The following is a 17,649-nucleotide window of genomic DNA, read 5'->3' as shown; positions in this document are numbered from 1 at the left end:
CAAATACGTTCCAAAAAATAAACCCGACAAATGCACGACAAATGCACGACAAGTGCACGACAAGTGCACGACAAAACTACAATATATTGAAATTCAGCTTGTAACGAAGTTTTTGTTTGGAATCGATTTCTGCAAGATTTCTTAGAATTAAGAAAATATTAGATACAACAATAGTAACTAAAAGCACGATTGTAAAGGAACGACCCAACTTTAGAAAAATACCTAACATGAAAAAAACGGGTGCGAGAATGGTCCAAAGAATTTGAAGCGAAATAATTTGTTTCGTTAGGATATTTCTTTGTTTTAAAGTATAGGAAAGTAGTAATGGCAAGAAAATATTGAGTGGCGGAACTACCACAAATAATATGGAAGATAAATTGATGAGTTTTATTTTTTGAAAATTGATGCCGTTGTTTGTTTCTAAACTTTCTGTCGGAATTTCTTTCTCATTGTTCAGTAATTCATTTTCGCAAATCTCTAAAGCACTGGAAAGTGTTTTTAGCGTATGTCCTTTTGGTGCAGTTCCAGATTCAATTCTTTGTATTGTTCTCACGGAAATTCCTGATTTTTCAGATAATTCTTCCTGAGTTAAATTTTTTTGTTCTCTTATCTGCTTTAATTTTGACATACAGTTTTCTAAAATTACGTTTAACGTTCCCTTGCTACAAGAGATTTGGGGCTAAATTAGCGTTATTTTTCGGTTTGATAAAATTCTCACAAATACAAACTATTTTTAAAATTAAGCCAAATACCCAAATCTCTTGTCGCAAGTGTTATGGTGGGTTACGACACGTTTGTTAACCACGAATATTTTATCATTCCAATTATCGATTCCAATTTCGGTAAATCTTTTCCGATTTCCACCGCTGCTAGCCGTAGTCTTCTTGCCAGCAAGGGGAATTGCACGTTGTTATTTTATCGTGATAGCTTTACTTTCAGTTACTTTAGGAATATAAATAAGATAATCATAACCCTTTATAACTCTCGATAAGTAAACATCATCTACTTTTAGCTTGTTTTGTAAAATAGATTTCTTTAAAGGTCTTAAATCAAAACAGTACCATTGTTCATCATTTACCATATTTAGAAAAGGCTTAAAACTACTGTTGTCATCTTCGTCTTCTCCTTTTCCTACAACCATTATATGTAGCGATTTTCTGTAATTTGCCTCTTCAATATTAGAAATTAAGCTGCCTATATCATATAAATCGGTTTTTGTTAATATGGTTTCTCCTTTTGGCAGATGGTTCGCACCAAATTTGAAAAGATTTTTTTTGTTATTCCAATCGGGCATTTGGTTTAGCAGGATGTTTTTCATCAACTGAATCCTTAAGGGATGACTTCTTTTAGTATAAATCTCTCTACTTAACTTAAATGCTTCAATTTGTTTTCGCTCTTTGTCAGAAAGTTTTAACTTCAATAACAAATCTAATTTTTGAAGACAATCTTCAGACAGCATGTAGTATTTTTCCATACCCTCTTTAGAAGCAGCGAGTTTCGAATTCTGAAGCATTTGATCGTATATCTCAATTACTTTTTTATTTTTCGAAGTTTCTTTTAAATTTGAAATTATCATTTGATCTGCAGAAACGCTCATTTGTTCGACACCATATATTTTGGTGTTACGTTTAACTATATTCTTAATCAAAGCAAATTCGGCTTCGTACTCTAAAAAAGAAAAGTTTGTATAATATTCTTTAACAAAAGAATTAAGCTCATCAGCAGATAGCGATTTAATTTTTTTTTCGATTAAAGCTACTGAATAAGGATCAACCTCAAGAAAATAGTTATCAAAATCAACCTCATTGATAATAGCATTTGTGAAATAAGGAATTTCGTTTGTAAAATGAATTTCTCCCAACAAAACAGAATTAGATTGTTTTATTTCGTTTAGCAAAACATCCCATCCTTTTCCCTGAAAGGAAATGTTTTTATTAGTTTGGAAAGGAAAACCATTCTTTTGAACTAAACTGTCAAGTACTTTGTTTTGAGCATTGTTAAAATTTGTAATGAATAATGTAAGAAGTAAGAATGTAATTTTTTTCATTTTGTATTGATCGAAGTTGTATTTATAATAAGGCACAATGTATTTATATGTATGACAAAATCCAACAGAAACCGACCCAAATTGGGTAAATTTATATTAGAAATAGTACACAATATTTATTTTCAAATATATACTTTTTCGATTATAAATCATCAAAAGGGTTTTGTTTTAATGCTGTTTTTAATACCTGATACTTTGAGGGAGACTTTAATCTAGGAGACGTTTATGAATATCCTACTGGTAAGGGATATGTTTATAATTTAAGAACTCAGTTAACATAGAAAAAAAAAGTAGATATTAATGCTATTGAAAAAGCTTTTAAAAAAAAATGCTGGTTTTAGCATCGAATTCAGGTATTCAGAAAATTGCCTTACTTAAGATTGGAGATGGATTAGATGGGCTAGATTGGAGCGACGTAAAATCTTTGATAGTAAATTTTGATAAAGACTTTCCTGATATCGCGTTTTTTGTTATAGAAAATTATATTATGTAATTTCACTATCTTTATCTTTACAAAGCAGAATTCCTATACTCGCATTTTCATTTTCTTTTTTGCATCCTTATCAACTGGTTCTGTCGCATCTAGCTACGTTTTAACTTTGCCTTTTTTAAATTGTTAAACTCATGAATACGAAAGGTCATTGCTATCCGAAATCTATTATACTGCAGGCCGTATATTTTAAACTTAGGTTTACATTAAGCTACCGGGATGTTGAAGAGATCATGAAAATGCGAGGAGTTCATGTTGATCATGCTACTATTCAGCGCTGGGTTTTTAAGTTTACACCTTTCATTGAGTCAGAGATGAAGAAGAGAAAAGGTAAAGTAGTTACAAGTTGGAGATTGGATGAAACCTATATCAAAGTTAAAGGTATTTGGTGTTATTTATATAGAGCAGTAGATAAACTAGGCAATACAGTAGACTTTCTTTTGACCAGAAGAAGACAAAGAATGAGTGCTCAGTCTTTTCTAATTAAAGCAATTAGTAATAACTGCATACCAAGAGTAATAAACATTGATAAAAGCGGTTCTAATACAGCAGCGATCAAAGTCTATAACAAGCGTTCGTTCTCAAAGATTAAAATTCGGCAGTGTAAATATCTCAACAATATTGTAGAACAGGACCATCGATTTATAAAATGGAGGATACAAAACGGGTTAGGCTTTAAAAGCTTTGAATCAGCAAGACGAACATTGAGTGGAATTGAAGTTGTGCATATGCTGAGAAAGAATCAGATGATTGGACATGGTACAACTATGTTTAAATCATTCTGTAAATTAGCAGGCTAACTTTTAAATTACTTCAATTCTTATATTTGATTCTGACAGATGCGACAGAACCCTTTTTTAAACTTAAATTTAATAAAAGCTCCTAAATGATTTTTAGTGATGGTAAATCGTTGAAGAGTGCCTCTTGCATATCCTTTACCCAAAAGCGCCTTCATTTGTTCATTGTGTTTTTGAAATTCTTCCAGCACTTTGACTCTTGGCTGTACTTTGCCCAAAACATGATCCATGATTTTCTCAGCGGTTATGATTTTACCACTGTACATCATTTCTGTTTTGACTTCATTAATTTTTAAAGTCAGTGCATCCAGGAAGAAGTTCAAAGACTTTGCATCTTCCTTTGTGCCAACTGCCCTTTCGGATTTCTGATCCCACCTTAAATACTCCCATTTGCGTTTGGTGGACGCTTCCTTTGTAGTTCCGTCTACTGTAATTCTAAAGTACACGGTTCTAATTTTTCTGTCATTACTGGTTACTTTCATAAAGAAAACTAACCCAAAGCTGCTCTCTAACATAATTCAACTGTTTTAGATTAATAAATGTAGAATTATAGCATCAAAAAAACAAGACGTTAACCTACTTAACCCCTCTGAATATAAGGGTTTAGTTTGAATTCTGTGGCAGTTTTCCCTGGCAGACAAAACTGCCACGATTCTGCCACAAAACTTTTGAGCAGTTTTAAAAAATTTGAAAAGCAGTATAAAAGCAAAAAACCTGCGAATCCTAGGATTTGCAGGTTTTACCACGTTTTTTGTGGCTTTTTAAAAAGAATGAAAACTTTAAGTTTTCCGCCTTTTAGGCCTTTCCGTGGGGAGAGCAGGATTCGAACCTTAAGCTCGCAACCCACATATATACTGCATTTATCATTTTTTTTTAACTGCTGTGCCACGATTTTGCCACTAAAATAAAAACGTCATTTTTTAAATTTAAAAGCCGCGTAAGTTATTGTTTTTCAGTATTTTAAATATTGTTCTTTTGAATTTCTAATCCATTTTTTTTGATAATGCAAATTTACTCTATTTTTTGATAAAAATAACTACCTTTTTTATAATTATTAGTTTTTTTAACTCATGAACATCTATAGTTTAAGTTACTCTTTTGGGTTCTGTCGCATCTGGGAAAAACTTTTATCTTTAGAATTCTAAACCGATCAAAAGATGAATACTAAAGGTCATTGTTCTCCAAAATACATAATTCTTCAGGCAGTATATTTCAAGCTGAGATTTACACTTAGTTACCGTGATGTTGAAGAACTAATGAAGATTAGAGGACATTGTGGATCATGCCACGATTCAGCGTTGGGTTTATAAGTTTGCACCTTTGCTTGAGGCAGAGATGAAGAAGAGAAAAGCAGAGTGGGGACGAGTTGGAGATTGGATAAGACCTATATCAAAGTAAAAGGTATTTGCTGTTATTGATATCGAGCAGTAGATAAATTAGGCAAGTTGACTTTCTTTTAGTGCTCAGTCATTTCTAATTAAAGGAATTTCTAATAGTTACCGGCCAAGAGTAATTAACATTGATAAAAGCGGTTCTACTACCGCCGCTATCAAATTCTATAACAAGCGTTCTTTCTCAAAGATTAAAATCCGGCAGTGTAAATATCTCAACAATATTGTAGAACAGGATCATCGTTTTATAAAGTAGCGTATACAAAACGGATTAGGTTTTAAAAGTTTTGAATCAGCCAGACGAACATTTAGCGGAATTGAAGTTGTGCATATGCTGAGAAAGAATCAAATGGTTAGGCTAGGGATAACTATGTTTAAATCATTTTGTAAATTGGTAGTTTAACTTTTAAATCATTTAAAAACTTATATTTTATTCTGACAGATGCGACAGAACCCTTTGAATAGTGTGAATAATAAGTGTAATCAGAAAAATGGGTGAGGGAACATTCAAAAAATACTTCGTTTAATTATGCATATAATTTTTTTTTACTAAAATTTAATGTATTGATTAGTAGTTTATTATATGTTTTTTTTGCATGAATTTTCAATTAAAATTTTACATATATGTTTTTTTATAGTATATTTGTATTCTATATTATGTTGGATATGAGTAAAGTAGAAGATTTAAAAAAACATTTAAAGCGTGGAAAGGTGTACCGTCGTTCGGATTTGACAAAATGGTCCAATTCGGTTGATCGCCATTTGGATGAACTCTTAAAAGATAAAACGTTACAAAAACTCTCACAGGGGCTTTACTATTTTCCAAAAGAAACTCCATTTGGACTAGTTCCGCCTGAGGATGATGTACTGGTTCGAAGTTTTCTTAAGGATGATCGTTTTTTACTTACCTCTGCAAACGCCTATAATAGTTTAGGAGTAGGAACTACTCAGCTTTATAACGAAAGGGTTGTCTATAATCACAAGCGTCATGGAGAAATTAAATTAGGGAATAAATTTTTTTTATTTCGAATGAAACCCCATTTTCCTAAGAAAGCCACCCCTGAATTCTTATTGGTTGATTTGGTAAACAATTTAGATTCTTTGGCTGAAGATCAAAAAGAAGTTTTTAAAAATGTGACGAATAAATTGCGTCAGATGGAAGTAAAAAAAATGAAAAAATCACTTGCTGATTATGGGAATACCAAAACAAAGCAATTGTTAACACCATTACTTAGTTACTAATACTTTTATGGCTTCAGACTATCTTCACAATCATAAGAACTTTTCAGATTTATTACGTATAATCGAGGATGAAACAGGTATACTAGCAGGACTTGTTGAAAAGGATTATTGGATTATGCATGTTCTTTACGGACTCAAAAAAATTAAATTTTCAGTTTGAATTAAAAGGAGGAACTTCTCTCTCAAAAGGATATAACATCATTGATCGTTTTTCTTAGGATATCGATATTTATATAAAACCGGATGCCGAGAGGAAAATAAATGAAAATCCGAAAAATTCTAATCCGAAAAATATTCAGGCGCGAAAAGAATTTTATGATTGGCTTGCTAAGACTATTGAAATCGAGGGAATTATTTCAGTAGAAAGGGATCATGTATTTGATGATGCAGTCGCCTATAGAAGCGGTGGTATAAGGTTGTATTTTAACGCTTTGACTGATCCAATAGAGGGGGTAAAGGAGGGGGTTTTACTGGAGGCTGGATTCGATAAAGTTACTCCAAATTTTGATTGTACTATTGCCTCATGGGCTTACGAAAAGGCCAAGGAAAATAAATCTATTGCTATAATTGATAATAGGGCTATTGATATCATCTGCTATCACCCAGGGTTTACTTTTGTGGAAAAACTTCAAACGATAGCGACAAAATTCAGACAGGAGCTTACTGATGGTGTTCTAAGGGCCAATTTAATGATACAATATTATGATGTTTATTGTCTGCTTGAGAATCAACAAGTACAGCAGTTTATTGGAACTCCCGAATATCACGAGCATAAAAAAGAAAGATTCCCTTCTGCCGATTATGAGATTCCTATCAATGAAAATGAGGCTTTTTTACTTTCTGATAACGAACTTAGAGCGGAATTTAAAAGAAGATATGAACTTACTAAAAAGTTATATTACAAAGGTCAACCAAATTTCGATGAGGTTATGGAGAGAATTAATCTTAATTTATTTAAATTGTAGAAAATCAATATTTTTTCGCTAGTAGTTGAATAATACATCCTATGTTAATACCTCCAAGATTAAAATCACCATAGCGTTTATGATTGTAAACCGTTTTAACACTGTATAGTTGAATAGCTCCTACGCCCACTGCATTATATGCATTTAAAGAAGTTACTAGAAAACGTTTGTCTTTGAGAATAGAATGCAACAACACTTTTTACTCGGGAGGTGTTCTCCAAAGACAGTTAATTTGGGATAATAGTATAAGCTTTGTGATAGTTTGTGTAAAGTGCCTTCCTGTACCAATTCATCTAAATGACAATCAACAGATTTTGACCACTTAGACAAATCAGCCCTTCGGTATAGTTTTCTTCTTTTTAAATGCTTTTTTCAGTTCTTGTAATTTATTCATGAGTATAAAGTGAGCAAATAATATTTAATTGCATATATATTTATTTAAAATTTATGTAATATTTTTATGTAAAGCTGCTTTGGATATGCAGCAAAAACTAAAGATAAAGTTAAGCTACATTTTTATAATTAGTTTATTAAATTCTTCAATTGTTCTGACACATGCGACAGAACCTTATTTTATTGTTACTGTCATGTTTGGTGTAATAATTGCATCATTGTTTCCACCACTGTAACGCTGTGCATAAACTTCAATATAATCATTATTAGAAAGTTCTACTGAAGCACTTAGTGGAAGAACGACAATATCATTAAGAGTCAAGCCTCTTCCATAAATTTTATATTGTGATATAGCAACATTGTTCTTTGCTATATAAATAATATAAGTACCCGCCGCGGGAACTTGAAATGAAATAGAACCTGAAACCTGAAAAATTCTTTTCTTTTTACCTAAATATTTTAGTCTGTTATTTAACCCTCCATCAGTCGAAAAACGAAATAAATTAGAAGAACTAGAAACTCCCTGGATCTTAACAATATTGCTAGGGTTCGAATTATTAAAAGTTGTTGAAGCTCCTGAACCCACAGCGTAATCAACTGAGAAATCTCCTGCAGCATTGCTATCACCCTCCGTGGGGATTCCCGCAGCTCTTACCGTCCAGCTATTATTGAAGTTGTAGCCTAAATATGTTCCTGTAGTGTATGGTTTTACGTAACCAGTAGGGTTGTTTCCCGTGAATACAACTGTTTCCAAAACAGCATCACCTGTTATAGTTAAACCTGATGTTGAAACGTCTAAGCCAATAGCTGTACCATTAACATGACTAAAGCCTCCTTGCTTTTCAATTAATGTAAAGGTTCCTGTTAGTTTTTCATAGGTGCCGGAATTATTACTAAACCATCCCATATTACTTAAAAGCAATTGGGTTATATTATCGTACGTAATACCATTTGTATTTCCGACAAACTGAACTATGCTTATAAACACTAATCCGAAACCTGATATTGTACCCACGCTGTTGGAACCTGTTACTAAACAGTCTCTAAAAATTAAATTTTGAGTTGCGGCACCGCTAAGACTAAAGACACTCCCTGCTGTTGCCTGTAATGTCAAACCTCTAACAGATCCACCACTTGCTCCTTGAAATATACTTCCAGTGGTACTAACTATAATATCACTATTAGTATCAAGACCATATAAGTAAGCATTGTTTAAATCAATTGGTAAATTGAGAGAAATAATTCCATTGATTTCATATAGCGTATTGCTATTTAAAAGATATTTAGTTCCGCCACCAGCTGCAAGTTCTGCGGCTAATACCGTGGCGAGAACATCAGTTGATTTTATGCGTTTAAAATTTAACCTACCGTTTGCATCACTATTTATTCTAGCCCAAGTGAGTGATGTTGCTTCATAATAAACGAAGGATTTTAGATCTGTATCATAAACAATTAATCCATCTGCCGGAGATGCTATGGCAGCACGCTGAAGAGTTGTCATTCTAGGTGTTAAGAGGCCTTGTGTTGTAGAGGCTATATCTAAAATCGAGCTAACGTCAGGAGTTATGGTGCCAATACCTATTTGTGCATATCCAGAAAATATTCCTGTGAAGCAAAGCAATAGCAATACCAGCTGTATCACTTTGTAATATGGGATTGTTTTTTTTTGTAACATAATATTTATTTTTTTTTAGTATGGGTATTTATTTTTTTTCAGAGTTTGTAATGAATACTTTTTGGATATACTTTTCATTCTCAATCGTTATGAATTCAGCTATATAGATTCCTGAGCTAAGACCAGTAGTGGAGTAATAATAATTTTGTTCAGATTGAAGGTCTTTTTTAAACAGTACTATACGTCCAAGTATATCGTATAATGTAAATGATTTTAAAGTCTTATTGTCAGGATTGTACGCTTTAAGCGTTTGACTGGTATTGTTCTGATAAATAAAAAACTGCTCTTTTCTCTCTTCATTAACACTTAGAGCTTGGCTTGTAAAAGCAATTTTAAAACGATCTGTATTTGTTCCAGCCGGTAGATTTACCTGATAAATTTCATTTTTTATATTATGATAAGAACCGTCTATGGTATCATAGAGGTAAATTTTCTGGAGAGGATCGAAATTAATCACCTCTGGAATATAAAATTGAAAAGTAGCAGAAGTAGTTGCTTTAACGCGAAAGGGAATTTTTTTGTTTAAATCAAAATCTACTCCCTGAATAACATAGTTTCTATTATCTATTAAAAAATTCACATCATTGGGCAGGGTTTCATTCAAGTTTAGTGCATCAATACCATAATCCACCAAATCTGTAGCCTCTGGTATCAAAGCCAATGCCAGTTGTCTAGTAAACTGGTTATTGATGATGATATTTATTTTAAAATGTGATACTTCTTCTGCTGTTTCTTGAGAAGGCTTTGATTTTTGATCAGGCCTTCTGGGTTTTTCAAATTGTGAGAGACCACTACCTTCTTTATAATAAATACGATGCTCATTTTTTAAGGTTACAACTCCGTTTAAATTGCCTTTAATTACAAATCCTTGTCCTATAGGTGAGTACTTACGTTCAATAGATAGTCCAGATGATGTTCCAATAGTATTTAGAGAACCGTCAGCATTATAGGAGCTGAATGTAGCTGGAACGTATATACCATTAGAGACTAAAGATATTGGTGAGTAACTGCCGTAGCCAGCTCTATAATCTGCTAGGTAATGTGAGTTTACCGTTTTATCCTGTTCCCAGAAGTAAGCGATACCTGATCCTGCAGTATTTGTAGGATCCAAAAGAAAAGCATTTAGATCAAGGGCCGAAGGATATGGGTTTCCAGTTAAAGTTGAATTATTAGTCCCTACGTTAACATTTATATTACCATCATTTGGTTTTCCCCTGAAGTCATATCGTTGTGCACCAGTTCCGCCAGGATTATTTATTATACCAGTACTTTCAGGATCAATTGAATCAGAACCACTAGTACCTTTCATCGTAAACCCTTCGCCGGGAGCCAAATTTGTTGCTGATCCAACCTGAATCCATTGAGAATAATTTGAGGAATTTTGTAATTTATAAATCCAGTAAGGAGCTATTGAAAGTGGGGTTGATATTCCATCATAATTTCCAATTGGAAGCATTATGGCTGCTGTGGAGTTTATACTACTTGTTGGGCGATACAGCATAGTGATACCAAAATTTTCATTGCCCTCAGCTGCGGACGCATTTCCTACGGGCGAGCACCAATAATTATAATCAAAATTATCAGAAGTTCCTTCTTGAAAAATAGAAATCATACCCGCTCCAGAATTACTTGAAACACCTGTTGTCCCCTGAACCAACTGAGAGTTATTCCGTAAGTAAATAAAGGTATCTGAGCTCAAGTTAATGTTTTGACCAACATATACTACTTGATTTTTAACATACATCGCCATATCTGCAGAAAAGTAAAGTTGCGAGTATGTTTTTGAAAAAATTAATATTAAAATTGCAAGTAGTCTTTTTTTCATAACTTTGTTTTTTATATCATTGATAATCTGAATTTTATCAGTTTGGTAGACTTTTACTGGAGGAGTAGCTTTGTTTATTAAGATTTCATTCTCATGGTTGTTTTTTTGACCTATTACTTTTACGAATCAAATAGATTCCTAAAATAATACCTATAATTAAAAGCATAACAATACCTTTATCTATCCGAACATCTTGTTGATCAGGAAGTCCTGGAGCTGGTGGTTGAAAGGCTTGAGTTACATAAACTGTAACTATAAACAATGATAGTGAGAAAGTGATTTGATTTTTTATATTCTTCATTTTAAAGTTAATTAGTAAAGTAAAATCAAAAAAACATTTACCTATTTATGAAATGATAATTATTAAAGATAAAATGCTATAGGGAATCTGAGTAAAATTTTATAATTAGTTGTAAAAAACTCAGCTATTATAAAAAAAAATATTTTTTGTAAATAAAATACGGTGGTTTAGCAAATATACTAAAATATATCTTACTTTTTTATTTTTTTATCTTTTTATATATTTCATTCAATACCAAATATATTTCAATTAATTGTTACTTTTTTATCAGTAAAAAGGTTAAAAAACTATATTTAAGTACAATAAAATTTGTTTTTGCATTAATCAAAACTGCAATGTTTTTTAATCACTCTAGGATCTGTAAGCTTCTTAAATAAAGTGAGTTATGGAATTAATTTCAAATAACAAATGCTGCAATTATTATAAATAAGTTTTTTTATAATGTTATTAATTTACAATTATTGAAAATTATAAAATGGTATTAAAGAGAGTGAAAATTGAAAATTCCTACCGAAATCCGCCCCGTTCTGCGCAGTCTTCTTTAAAGTACTCATGGTTTTTTAATTGATACAAAAAGGCCTAATTCCTTCATATACCTGGCTGTAGTTGAGATTGATAAAATATAACCGCGCTTTCGAAGTTCAACAGTTATTCTCTTAGGCCCATATCGCTTTTTTTTAGTGATAAATAATGTTGCTATCACCTGAAGGAGTTCTATTTTTCTTTTGTTTCTCTCTGAGATGTAATGATTTTTCCATCTGCTATATGAACGCTGTGCAATGCCGAGAACTTTGCAGATACGTTTTGCAGAGCAGTTTTTTTCAAAATCCTGAATAAAAAAATATATCCTAAGCTTTCCACTGGAAAGATAAGGTGCCGCTGTTTGTATGATGAAAGAGTCCAGTTCAGCTTTTTTAATCCTTTTTTTAAGAAGATAAATTTTTTCCTCCTCTGGGTTTAACAGTAGATTACCATGTCCCGGAAAACTCCTTTCCCCATATTTTTTGAAATCTTTACGCCATTTGTTCAATAGTGACTTTGTTATACCAAGCTCTTCTCCAACTTTTTCAATACAGGACCGTTCATAACTCAGCAGGACCGCCTTCTCTTTGAATGTACGTTCATAAACTCTCCTGTTTTTTTTTGATATTTGATGATTACTTTGGTCCATTGTGCACAGCATAAATTTTAAAGTTTGGTGGCCGTATTAAATTCTTCAATAGTTTGATAATTAAGACCTGAATGTATTCTCATTCTGTTGTACCAATTTTCAATGTAGTCAATGACTGTATCTTTAGTCTCTTTTTTAGGCATCAGTTTACAATTATAAAGTAGCTCGCATTTAAGAGTTTTGAAAAAGCTCTCAGCGGGAGCATTGTCCAGACAGTTTTCTCGACGGCTCATACTGCGAGTAATAACTTTGTAAGAATCGAGCCTGCTGACAAAAGCTCTGCATGCATATTGTACTCCTCTGTCAGAGTGAAATATTAATCCCTCTGAAACTTTACGGTTATTTACAGCCATTTCCCAGGCTGCAAGCGAGGTCTTCTCCGCTTTCATGTTACTGCTCAGACTCCATCCGATTATTTTTCTATCATATAAGTCCATAATTATAGTAAGATATAAAAACCTTTTATCGGTTTGGATATAAGTTATATCAGACACCCAAACTATAGAGGGACCACTTACTTTAAATCGTCGGTTTAAAATATTAGGGGAAGTATAAAAGTTGTGCTTAGAATCTGTGGTAGTTTTAAATTTTCTTTTTGCTTTTGGACGAAGTCCCATCTGTGTCATATATAATCCTACCTGTGTGTAAGATATTTTTGTTCCACCAGCAGTCAATTCTTTTGCGATTTTTACACAACTATAACGTTTTGAAGACTCCAGAAATATAGAAGTTATTTTTGTGGATATGCAAACAAAAAGTAGAGAAAAAGTTAAGCTACATTTTTTTAATTAGTTTGTGCCAGTACTTATTGAAAACCTCGAAGTGACATCAAGATTAAGAAAGTGTATTTTTTTTAATGTGTTTTTGCCTAATTATTAGTTATCTTTACTGTACCCTTATCAAATTCATTTTGCAGTTTTAAAATTGCGAAGCCCGTATCGTTAGCCTGCAGTTTATCCAGGCAGCTTTCTATTTTATCGTTTAATTTAAATTTCAGTAAAATGGCGTTTGATAACCACAATTCCCAAAGGTTTATTTACCTGGCCGATGACGACAGCGATGACAGAGAGTTCTTTGCTGACGCGTTGAGCGAAATTGATACCGATGTTATCCTGCGACAGGTCCCGGATGGCATGCATTTAATGGAAAGCCTTCTTACGCTCTGTGGCCCTGAGCTTCCCGATTTTATTTTTCTGGATATCAATATGCCCGGCAAATCAGGGCTTGAATGCCTGGAGGAAATCAAAAAGCACCAGGGTAGTTTAAAGGAAGTAAATGTGGTTATGCTCTCCACCAGCAGTGATCCTGAAAATATCCAAAGAGCTTTAGAACTCGGCGCTACATTCTACGCGGTAAAACCCAGCTGTTTTGAGAAACTCAAATCCTTGCTCCAGGAAGTGCTTTCGACATGCCTTGTTGGGAGTTTAGAGGAAAAGAAAAAGTTTCTTTTGGTTTATTAGCCTGCGACTAAATGACCTTTATAAACTTGCAGCTATTGAAAATTTGATTTAGATAAGTGGTGGTATTAATTTTTTTTTGGTAGCTTTTCCCGCCATACGTTACAATTTTTGTATCTAGCCGAGGCATAAAAGGATTTCCTCTGCACATGAGTAAAACGAACTGGCGAAATAATGGGGTCTAGGGTAGGGCGTCACTGTTGTTTTGCTGCAATCCAACGCATAGCCCTTATAGGTTTAATTAAATTGTTAATTACCTTTTCAAAAACACTTAAATATCATTTACCTCTCGTTTTATTTAAAAAGCAAGCGCGTTATGAACTGTTTTTTTGTTTTTTCTTCATTTAAAACCTCTCACTAATTAGTTAAAAATTTATTACAGGAAACATAAGTGATTACTAAAAGTTTTTAAAGCCAGCGCACAAGATTACTTATAAATTAAGAAGGCCTTTATGTAGCTGGTCGCATTTAGAATTTAAAAAATACTTTGGAATAACTAAAAACACTCAATGAAAAATTGTGCTAATTGATTTTTAATGAATGTTTCAGGTTTTAATCCTAAAAACTCCGAACATTGGGTCTTTTATAATTTCTCGGGCATCTGAAGGCAATTTTTTGTTTTTTGCAACTGGGCCAGTACGCTTTCTTTATCACTGCTCATTAAAAGGTGTTCGTATAAGCTGCTTTTTAATTGACGTTCCAACTGACTCGAAGTCCAATTATTTTTTACACTTTCAGCAATATAGAACTCACTTTTTTCGTGGTTATCAATTTATAATAAGATTTTATACCGTGTCCAGCTCAATTGCGTCTAAAGTGAGTCCGAAATTGGAAAGTCCGGAAAAATGGCCGATACCACTCCAAATTTCTTTCTGAAAATCCACTACTATACTCAGGCTGTAATTTTTCAGGAAGATATTTAATTAGATAAGTGCCATGATCTGCCCTTTCTCTCCCTTGCTGTTGTTCCTCAAAAATACGTTTCCCAATATTCTAATACATTATGGTTATTTCCTTATCGACTGCCATAATTGCACCCCCTCTGGAAGTCTCTATTATTGCTTTTATATCGAGAATTATGGATTATTGGTTTTGTAGTATTTTAAAAATATAAGAATGTTAACTTTATGATATTTCTCAAAGATGCGATCAAACTCGGATTAATGGCTTATGTGGGTTCAGTAGCGATAATTGTCCGCAAGTTAAAATTACAATTTAAAATCTGATAAAAAAGCCGCCTCAAATTTTATTTTGAGACGGCTTCATACTATTGATTACACTAATCTAAATAATAAAATTTATGAAAGTGATTTCCAAATATAATAATAAATTTTTAAACCACCAATTAGTAAGGAAAAAAACATTGCAGTTGTTTTTTTGTTCCAATACTAGTGTCTTAGTTTGATGTAATTCTAATTAAAAATTATTTTTTTATTTACAACTCCTTGGTTCTCCAGACCAACTTTGACTAATAATGTCTGTTCACTGGAATGCAAATTCAAAATCGAGAACTCTTTCGCGTCTATTTTTTCCTTGGTATAAATTAATTTGCCGGTCAAATCAAATAGTCGAATGGAACTTATAGGGTCTTTTTCACTAAATACTTTAATTACTTGCTTATTTACAGTCACTACAAGACCCTCATCGAGTTTTTTAAAATCATCCACATCCAAAGATTTATTTGTAAAGTGTAATATGAAACGGTGTTTAAAGTTTCCGTTCATTGTTGTGAAGGTATATTTAGAGGCTCTTAAATCATGGAAAGTGCCACTTAATTTGTCTTCAAGGAAAACGTCCTGGTTGGCCAACACGCCGTCTGAGTTGGCAATAGTAATATCAAAACTGCTGGAACCTTCAATTGAGGAACGATAACCAAGGGGTACCGAGTCCGACTCTTCAAACGGAATAGCTCTTCCCTGAATAACCAGATTTTTGTCTTCGCAAATGCTGTAAAAATCTACATAAGCGTGGGCATTGGTAGTGACTCCATCGTATTTTGTTTCATAACCATTGGTAGCACCCGTAATATAACCGATTAGGATTTGTTTGAAAGCTCCTCCATCGTTGGTCATATTGAGCCAGATACGGCTTCTCTCTATGGCTGTTTTTTTAGCTTTCTTTGGTTTAAAGAACTGACCGTTTTTATTTAGACCTCCATCTACACGCATACCGTTATTAAAAACAACAGAGCCATCGGCAATGGTTTTGGCAAAAACAGCCTGACCCGCTGCGATGTAACCTGAAGGTGTTTCTCCTGCTGAACCTGCGGCACCGCCTACACCATTGTAAGAAGCATAGTCATTAGTAGCGTAGGAGTAAACGTTTCCGTTTTGCGTGAGTCCTGTATTGTTTGTCCAGAAATAAACGGTACCGTCCAGAATTGTACTATTGTCTGCCAATAAAGCATCAGCATCTATGGCTGATGGATATGAATTGCCTATCAAATAAAATCTTCCTGACAGAATGGTTTGGTCACTTGTCAGGTCTCCATTATTCGGGATACCGTCAAATCCTCCTAAAAAGTCTGATTTTACTGTACTGGTGTGACCCTGGGATCCTCTACTATTATACCCTTTCCCCACTTTCATCACATCTTGTCTGTTTTCGGTAGTCCAGCCTGTTCCTATATAGGAGGGGTATTTATCGGATAAGGTATTGGGAGAAAAATCAAAGAGCTTTTGATCCTGAACCGGGTATGACCAAAGCGTAAAATCGAATTTTCGCACTGATGTTACCCTTTCGTATATAATATTGGCTGTATTCTGTACATTGGTCGTCTGCAATAAGGTGGCATTATTCTTAAATGTCATAGTAGCACTAGTTGTAATGGCATTGATCTCCTTCAGGGTTTGTCCATCATTGATCTGAATATCCCCACCTGAATTGACCACACAGGAACAAGCTCTTACATCTCCAGTAGAAGAATAGGGAGCATCAAATACAATATTATCGGCTGCAGTTGGTGCAATACCTCCCGGCCATGATCCCTGCCAGGTTATGTTAGTAGGTGAACCCGCAACTATAGATATCACATTTGAGCTTAACGTACTTGTACTGCAAGTTCCGTTTGCTGACCACACTCTAAAATAATAGGTCGTTGCATCTATCAAGCCTTCAACAGCATACGAAGTGAGATTACTGCTAACGGTAAATCCTCCTTCTATAAAGACATCGTCTGCGGCTCCGGGAATGGTCCCTGTAATTGCCCCGCCGGAGGTACGCGACCATATAGCGGCTGTACCCCCGGATCCGCAAGCTATGGAATAATACTGTAAAGCGTTGGCATAGGCAGTACAAAGCAGTAAAATCAGACATAGCCACCGGGTCATCTTATTTTTTTTTGCTTTTCCCTGAAGTAGCATTTTCTCTGAAGCAGTAAGGCTTAAAAAAGAATCATTTACGAGTAATTTTAGATTCATAATCTGTAGATTTTAGAAGTAAAGTGTTGTAAAAAATAATAAATAGTTCAAGAATCTTGAGAAACGGCCGATTAAAATTTAAAATATGTTTTAGAACTCGATAGTAATTTTAAAATCCTGTTTAGATTTTGCTAATTGTATAATTTCTTGATACCAACACCTGTAATTAAGGGATATTGGTAGGGGCATAATCTGATAAAAAAAATGTTCATGGTGTTGCGAACATTTATCGTTATAAGGTGCCCGGCCATTACCAGGGCTGCTGATGACTAGATTGTATTGTTAGAACGCAATACAATAAAAAAACAATTAAGATGGTGGTATCCTTAATACTTATTTTTCTACTTCAGTACGCTACCACAAAAAATGCAGTGGCAAATTTTATTTTTTTTACAGCGCATATTTTATTTCAAAATCCTACTAGGTTTTAGTGAAAAAAATCATCATATTCTCGGTGGTAGTTAATATGTTCCTTT

15 protein-coding genes and 1 pseudogene are annotated in these 17,649 nt (G+C 33.6%); 6 read left to right on the top strand and 10 right to left on the bottom strand.

Annotation, left to right across the window (positions count from 1 at the left end; all coding sequences use genetic code 11):
* Positions 1 to 76: 76 nt before the first annotated feature.
* Entirely contained in the window at positions 77 to 628 is a 552-nt protein-coding gene (locus tag GON26_RS01850) for a helix-turn-helix domain-containing protein (protein ID WP_160373010.1), read from the bottom strand.
* Between the two features lie 282 nt (positions 629 to 910).
* Positions 911 to 2,047, bottom strand: a complete 1,137-nt coding sequence (locus tag GON26_RS01845; RefSeq protein WP_160373009.1) for a hypothetical protein — start codon at positions 2,045 to 2,047, stop codon at positions 911 to 913.
* Positions 2,048 to 2,375: 328 nt separating this feature from the next.
* Here GON26_RS01845 and GON26_RS01840 point away from each other — a divergent pair, with 328 nt between their 5' ends.
* Both GON26_RS01840 and GON26_RS01835 read left to right on the top strand, forming a co-directional pair.
* Entirely contained in the window at positions 2,376 to 2,540 is a 165-nt protein-coding gene (locus GON26_RS01840) for a macro domain-containing protein (RefSeq protein ID WP_160373008.1), read from the top strand.
* A 131-nt stretch (positions 2,541 to 2,671) separates the two neighbouring features.
* Positions 2,672 to 3,337, top strand: a complete 666-nt coding sequence (locus GON26_RS01835) for an IS6 family transposase (RefSeq protein ID WP_160373007.1) — start codon at positions 2,672 to 2,674, stop codon at positions 3,335 to 3,337.
* 20 nt (positions 3,338 to 3,357) lie between these two features.
* Here the strand turns inward: GON26_RS01835 and GON26_RS01830 are convergent, their stop codons facing one another.
* Positions 3,358 to 3,849: an Arm DNA-binding domain-containing protein gene (locus tag GON26_RS01830; RefSeq protein WP_202110819.1), complete on the bottom strand. Its 492-nt coding sequence runs from the start codon at positions 3,847 to 3,849 to the stop codon at positions 3,358 to 3,360.
* A gap of 955 nt (positions 3,850 to 4,804) precedes the next feature.
* Between GON26_RS01830 and GON26_RS21845 the strand changes: the two are divergent.
* The 3 genes and pseudogenes from GON26_RS21845 to GON26_RS01810 form a co-directional block, all read left to right on the top strand.
* A pseudogene (locus tag GON26_RS21845) lies at positions 4,805 to 4,981 on the top strand (DDE-type integrase/transposase/recombinase); the annotation flags it as partial.
* A 410-nt stretch (positions 4,982 to 5,391) separates the two neighbouring features.
* Positions 5,392 to 5,967, top strand: coding sequence for a DUF6088 family protein (locus GON26_RS01820; RefSeq protein WP_160373006.1), 576 nt, complete (start codon positions 5,392 to 5,394; stop codon positions 5,965 to 5,967).
* A 221-nt stretch (positions 5,968 to 6,188) separates the two neighbouring features.
* A complete protein-coding gene (locus GON26_RS01810) occupies positions 6,189 to 6,932 on the top strand; it encodes a nucleotidyl transferase AbiEii/AbiGii toxin family protein (RefSeq protein WP_160373275.1) in 744 nt (247 codons plus the stop codon).
* Positions 6,933 to 7,500: 568 nt separating this feature from the next.
* On the opposite strand, the gene GON26_RS01805 is transcribed toward GON26_RS01810, so the two are convergent.
* From GON26_RS01805 to GON26_RS01785, 5 genes are all read right to left on the bottom strand, one after another.
* Positions 7,501 to 8,826, bottom strand: a complete 1,326-nt coding sequence (locus tag GON26_RS01805; RefSeq protein WP_160373005.1) for a hypothetical protein — start codon at positions 8,824 to 8,826, stop codon at positions 7,501 to 7,503.
* A 202-nt stretch (positions 8,827 to 9,028) separates the two neighbouring features.
* The gene (locus tag GON26_RS01800; protein ID WP_230407882.1) at positions 9,029 to 10,825 is read right to left on the bottom strand and encodes a T9SS type A sorting domain-containing protein; all 1,797 of its coding nucleotides are present in this window, start codon (positions 10,823 to 10,825) and stop codon (positions 9,029 to 9,031) included.
* A 91-nt stretch (positions 10,826 to 10,916) separates the two neighbouring features.
* Complete coding sequence (locus GON26_RS01795; RefSeq protein ID WP_160373004.1) at positions 10,917 to 11,126, bottom strand: hypothetical protein; 210 nt, start codon at positions 11,124 to 11,126, stop codon at positions 10,917 to 10,919.
* A gap of 550 nt (positions 11,127 to 11,676) precedes the next feature.
* Positions 11,677 to 12,297 (bottom strand): transposase, encoded by a 621-nt coding sequence (locus GON26_RS01790; protein ID WP_160373003.1) that lies wholly within the window; start codon positions 12,295 to 12,297, stop codon positions 11,677 to 11,679.
* Positions 12,298 to 12,314: 17 nt separating this feature from the next.
* Positions 12,315 to 13,031 (bottom strand): IS3 family transposase, encoded by a 717-nt coding sequence (locus tag GON26_RS01785; protein WP_317164676.1) that lies wholly within the window; start codon positions 13,029 to 13,031, stop codon positions 12,315 to 12,317.
* Between the two features lie 267 nt (positions 13,032 to 13,298).
* Here GON26_RS01785 and GON26_RS01780 point away from each other — a divergent pair, with 267 nt between their 5' ends.
* On the top strand, positions 13,299 to 13,757 hold the full coding sequence (locus GON26_RS01780) for a response regulator (RefSeq protein WP_160373002.1): 459 nt from the start codon (positions 13,299 to 13,301) through the stop codon (positions 13,755 to 13,757).
* A gap of 798 nt (positions 13,758 to 14,555) precedes the next feature.
* On the opposite strand, the gene GON26_RS21635 is transcribed toward GON26_RS01780, so the two are convergent.
* Together GON26_RS21635 and GON26_RS01765 are read right to left on the bottom strand one after the other, a co-directional pair.
* Positions 14,556 to 14,732, bottom strand: a complete 177-nt coding sequence (locus tag GON26_RS21635; RefSeq protein WP_317164675.1) for a DUF1016 N-terminal domain-containing protein — start codon at positions 14,730 to 14,732, stop codon at positions 14,556 to 14,558.
* A 434-nt stretch (positions 14,733 to 15,166) separates the two neighbouring features.
* Positions 15,167 to 17,173, bottom strand: coding sequence for a T9SS sorting signal type C domain-containing protein (locus tag GON26_RS01765; RefSeq protein WP_160373001.1), 2,007 nt, complete (start codon positions 17,171 to 17,173; stop codon positions 15,167 to 15,169).
* Between the last annotated feature and the right edge of the window lie 476 nt (positions 17,174 to 17,649).

The organism is Flavobacterium hydrocarbonoxydans (assembly GCF_009789235.1).
In the GTDB taxonomy this organism is placed as follows: Bacteria; Bacteroidota; Bacteroidia; order Flavobacteriales; family Flavobacteriaceae; genus Flavobacterium; species Flavobacterium hydrocarbonoxydans.
The sequence above is the reverse complement of the archived record's forward strand: the minus strand, read 5'-3'. Positions and strand labels throughout refer to the sequence as shown.

Coding starts and splice junctions, on each gene's coding strand:
- GON26_RS01820 (WP_160373006.1), top strand. CDS start 5,392: ATGAGTAAAGTAGAAGATTTAAAAAAACATTTAAAGCGTGGAAAGGTG.
- GON26_RS01805 (WP_160373005.1), bottom strand. CDS start 8,826: ATGACAACTCTTCAGCGTGCTGCCATAGCATCTCCGGCAGATGGATTA.
- GON26_RS01840 (WP_160373008.1), top strand. CDS start 2,376: ATGCTGGTTTTAGCATCGAATTCAGGTATTCAGAAAATTGCCTTACTT.
- GON26_RS01790 (WP_160373003.1), bottom strand. CDS start 12,297: ATGGACCAAAGTAATCATCAAATATCAAAAAAAAACAGGAGAGTTTAT.
- GON26_RS01830 (WP_202110819.1), bottom strand. CDS start 3,849: ATGTTAGAGAGCAGCTTTGGGTTAGTTTTCTTTATGAAAGTAACCAGT.
- GON26_RS01800 (WP_230407882.1), bottom strand. CDS start 10,825: ATGAAAAAAAGACTACTTGCAATTTTAATATTAATTTTTTCAAAAACA.
- GON26_RS01780 (WP_160373002.1), top strand. CDS start 13,299: ATGGCGTTTGATAACCACAATTCCCAAAGGTTTATTTACCTGGCCGAT.
- GON26_RS01835 (WP_160373007.1), top strand. CDS start 2,672: ATGAATACGAAAGGTCATTGCTATCCGAAATCTATTATACTGCAGGCC.
- GON26_RS01765 (WP_160373001.1), bottom strand. CDS start 17,173: ATGAATCTAAAATTACTCGTAAATGATTCTTTTTTAAGCCTTACTGCT.
- GON26_RS01845 (WP_160373009.1), bottom strand. CDS start 2,047: ATGAAAAAAATTACATTCTTACTTCTTACATTATTCATTACAAATTTT.
- GON26_RS01850 (WP_160373010.1), bottom strand. CDS start 628: ATGTCAAAATTAAAGCAGATAAGAGAACAAAAAAATTTAACTCAGGAA.
- GON26_RS01795 (WP_160373004.1), bottom strand. CDS start 11,126: ATGAAGAATATAAAAAATCAAATCACTTTCTCACTATCATTGTTTATA.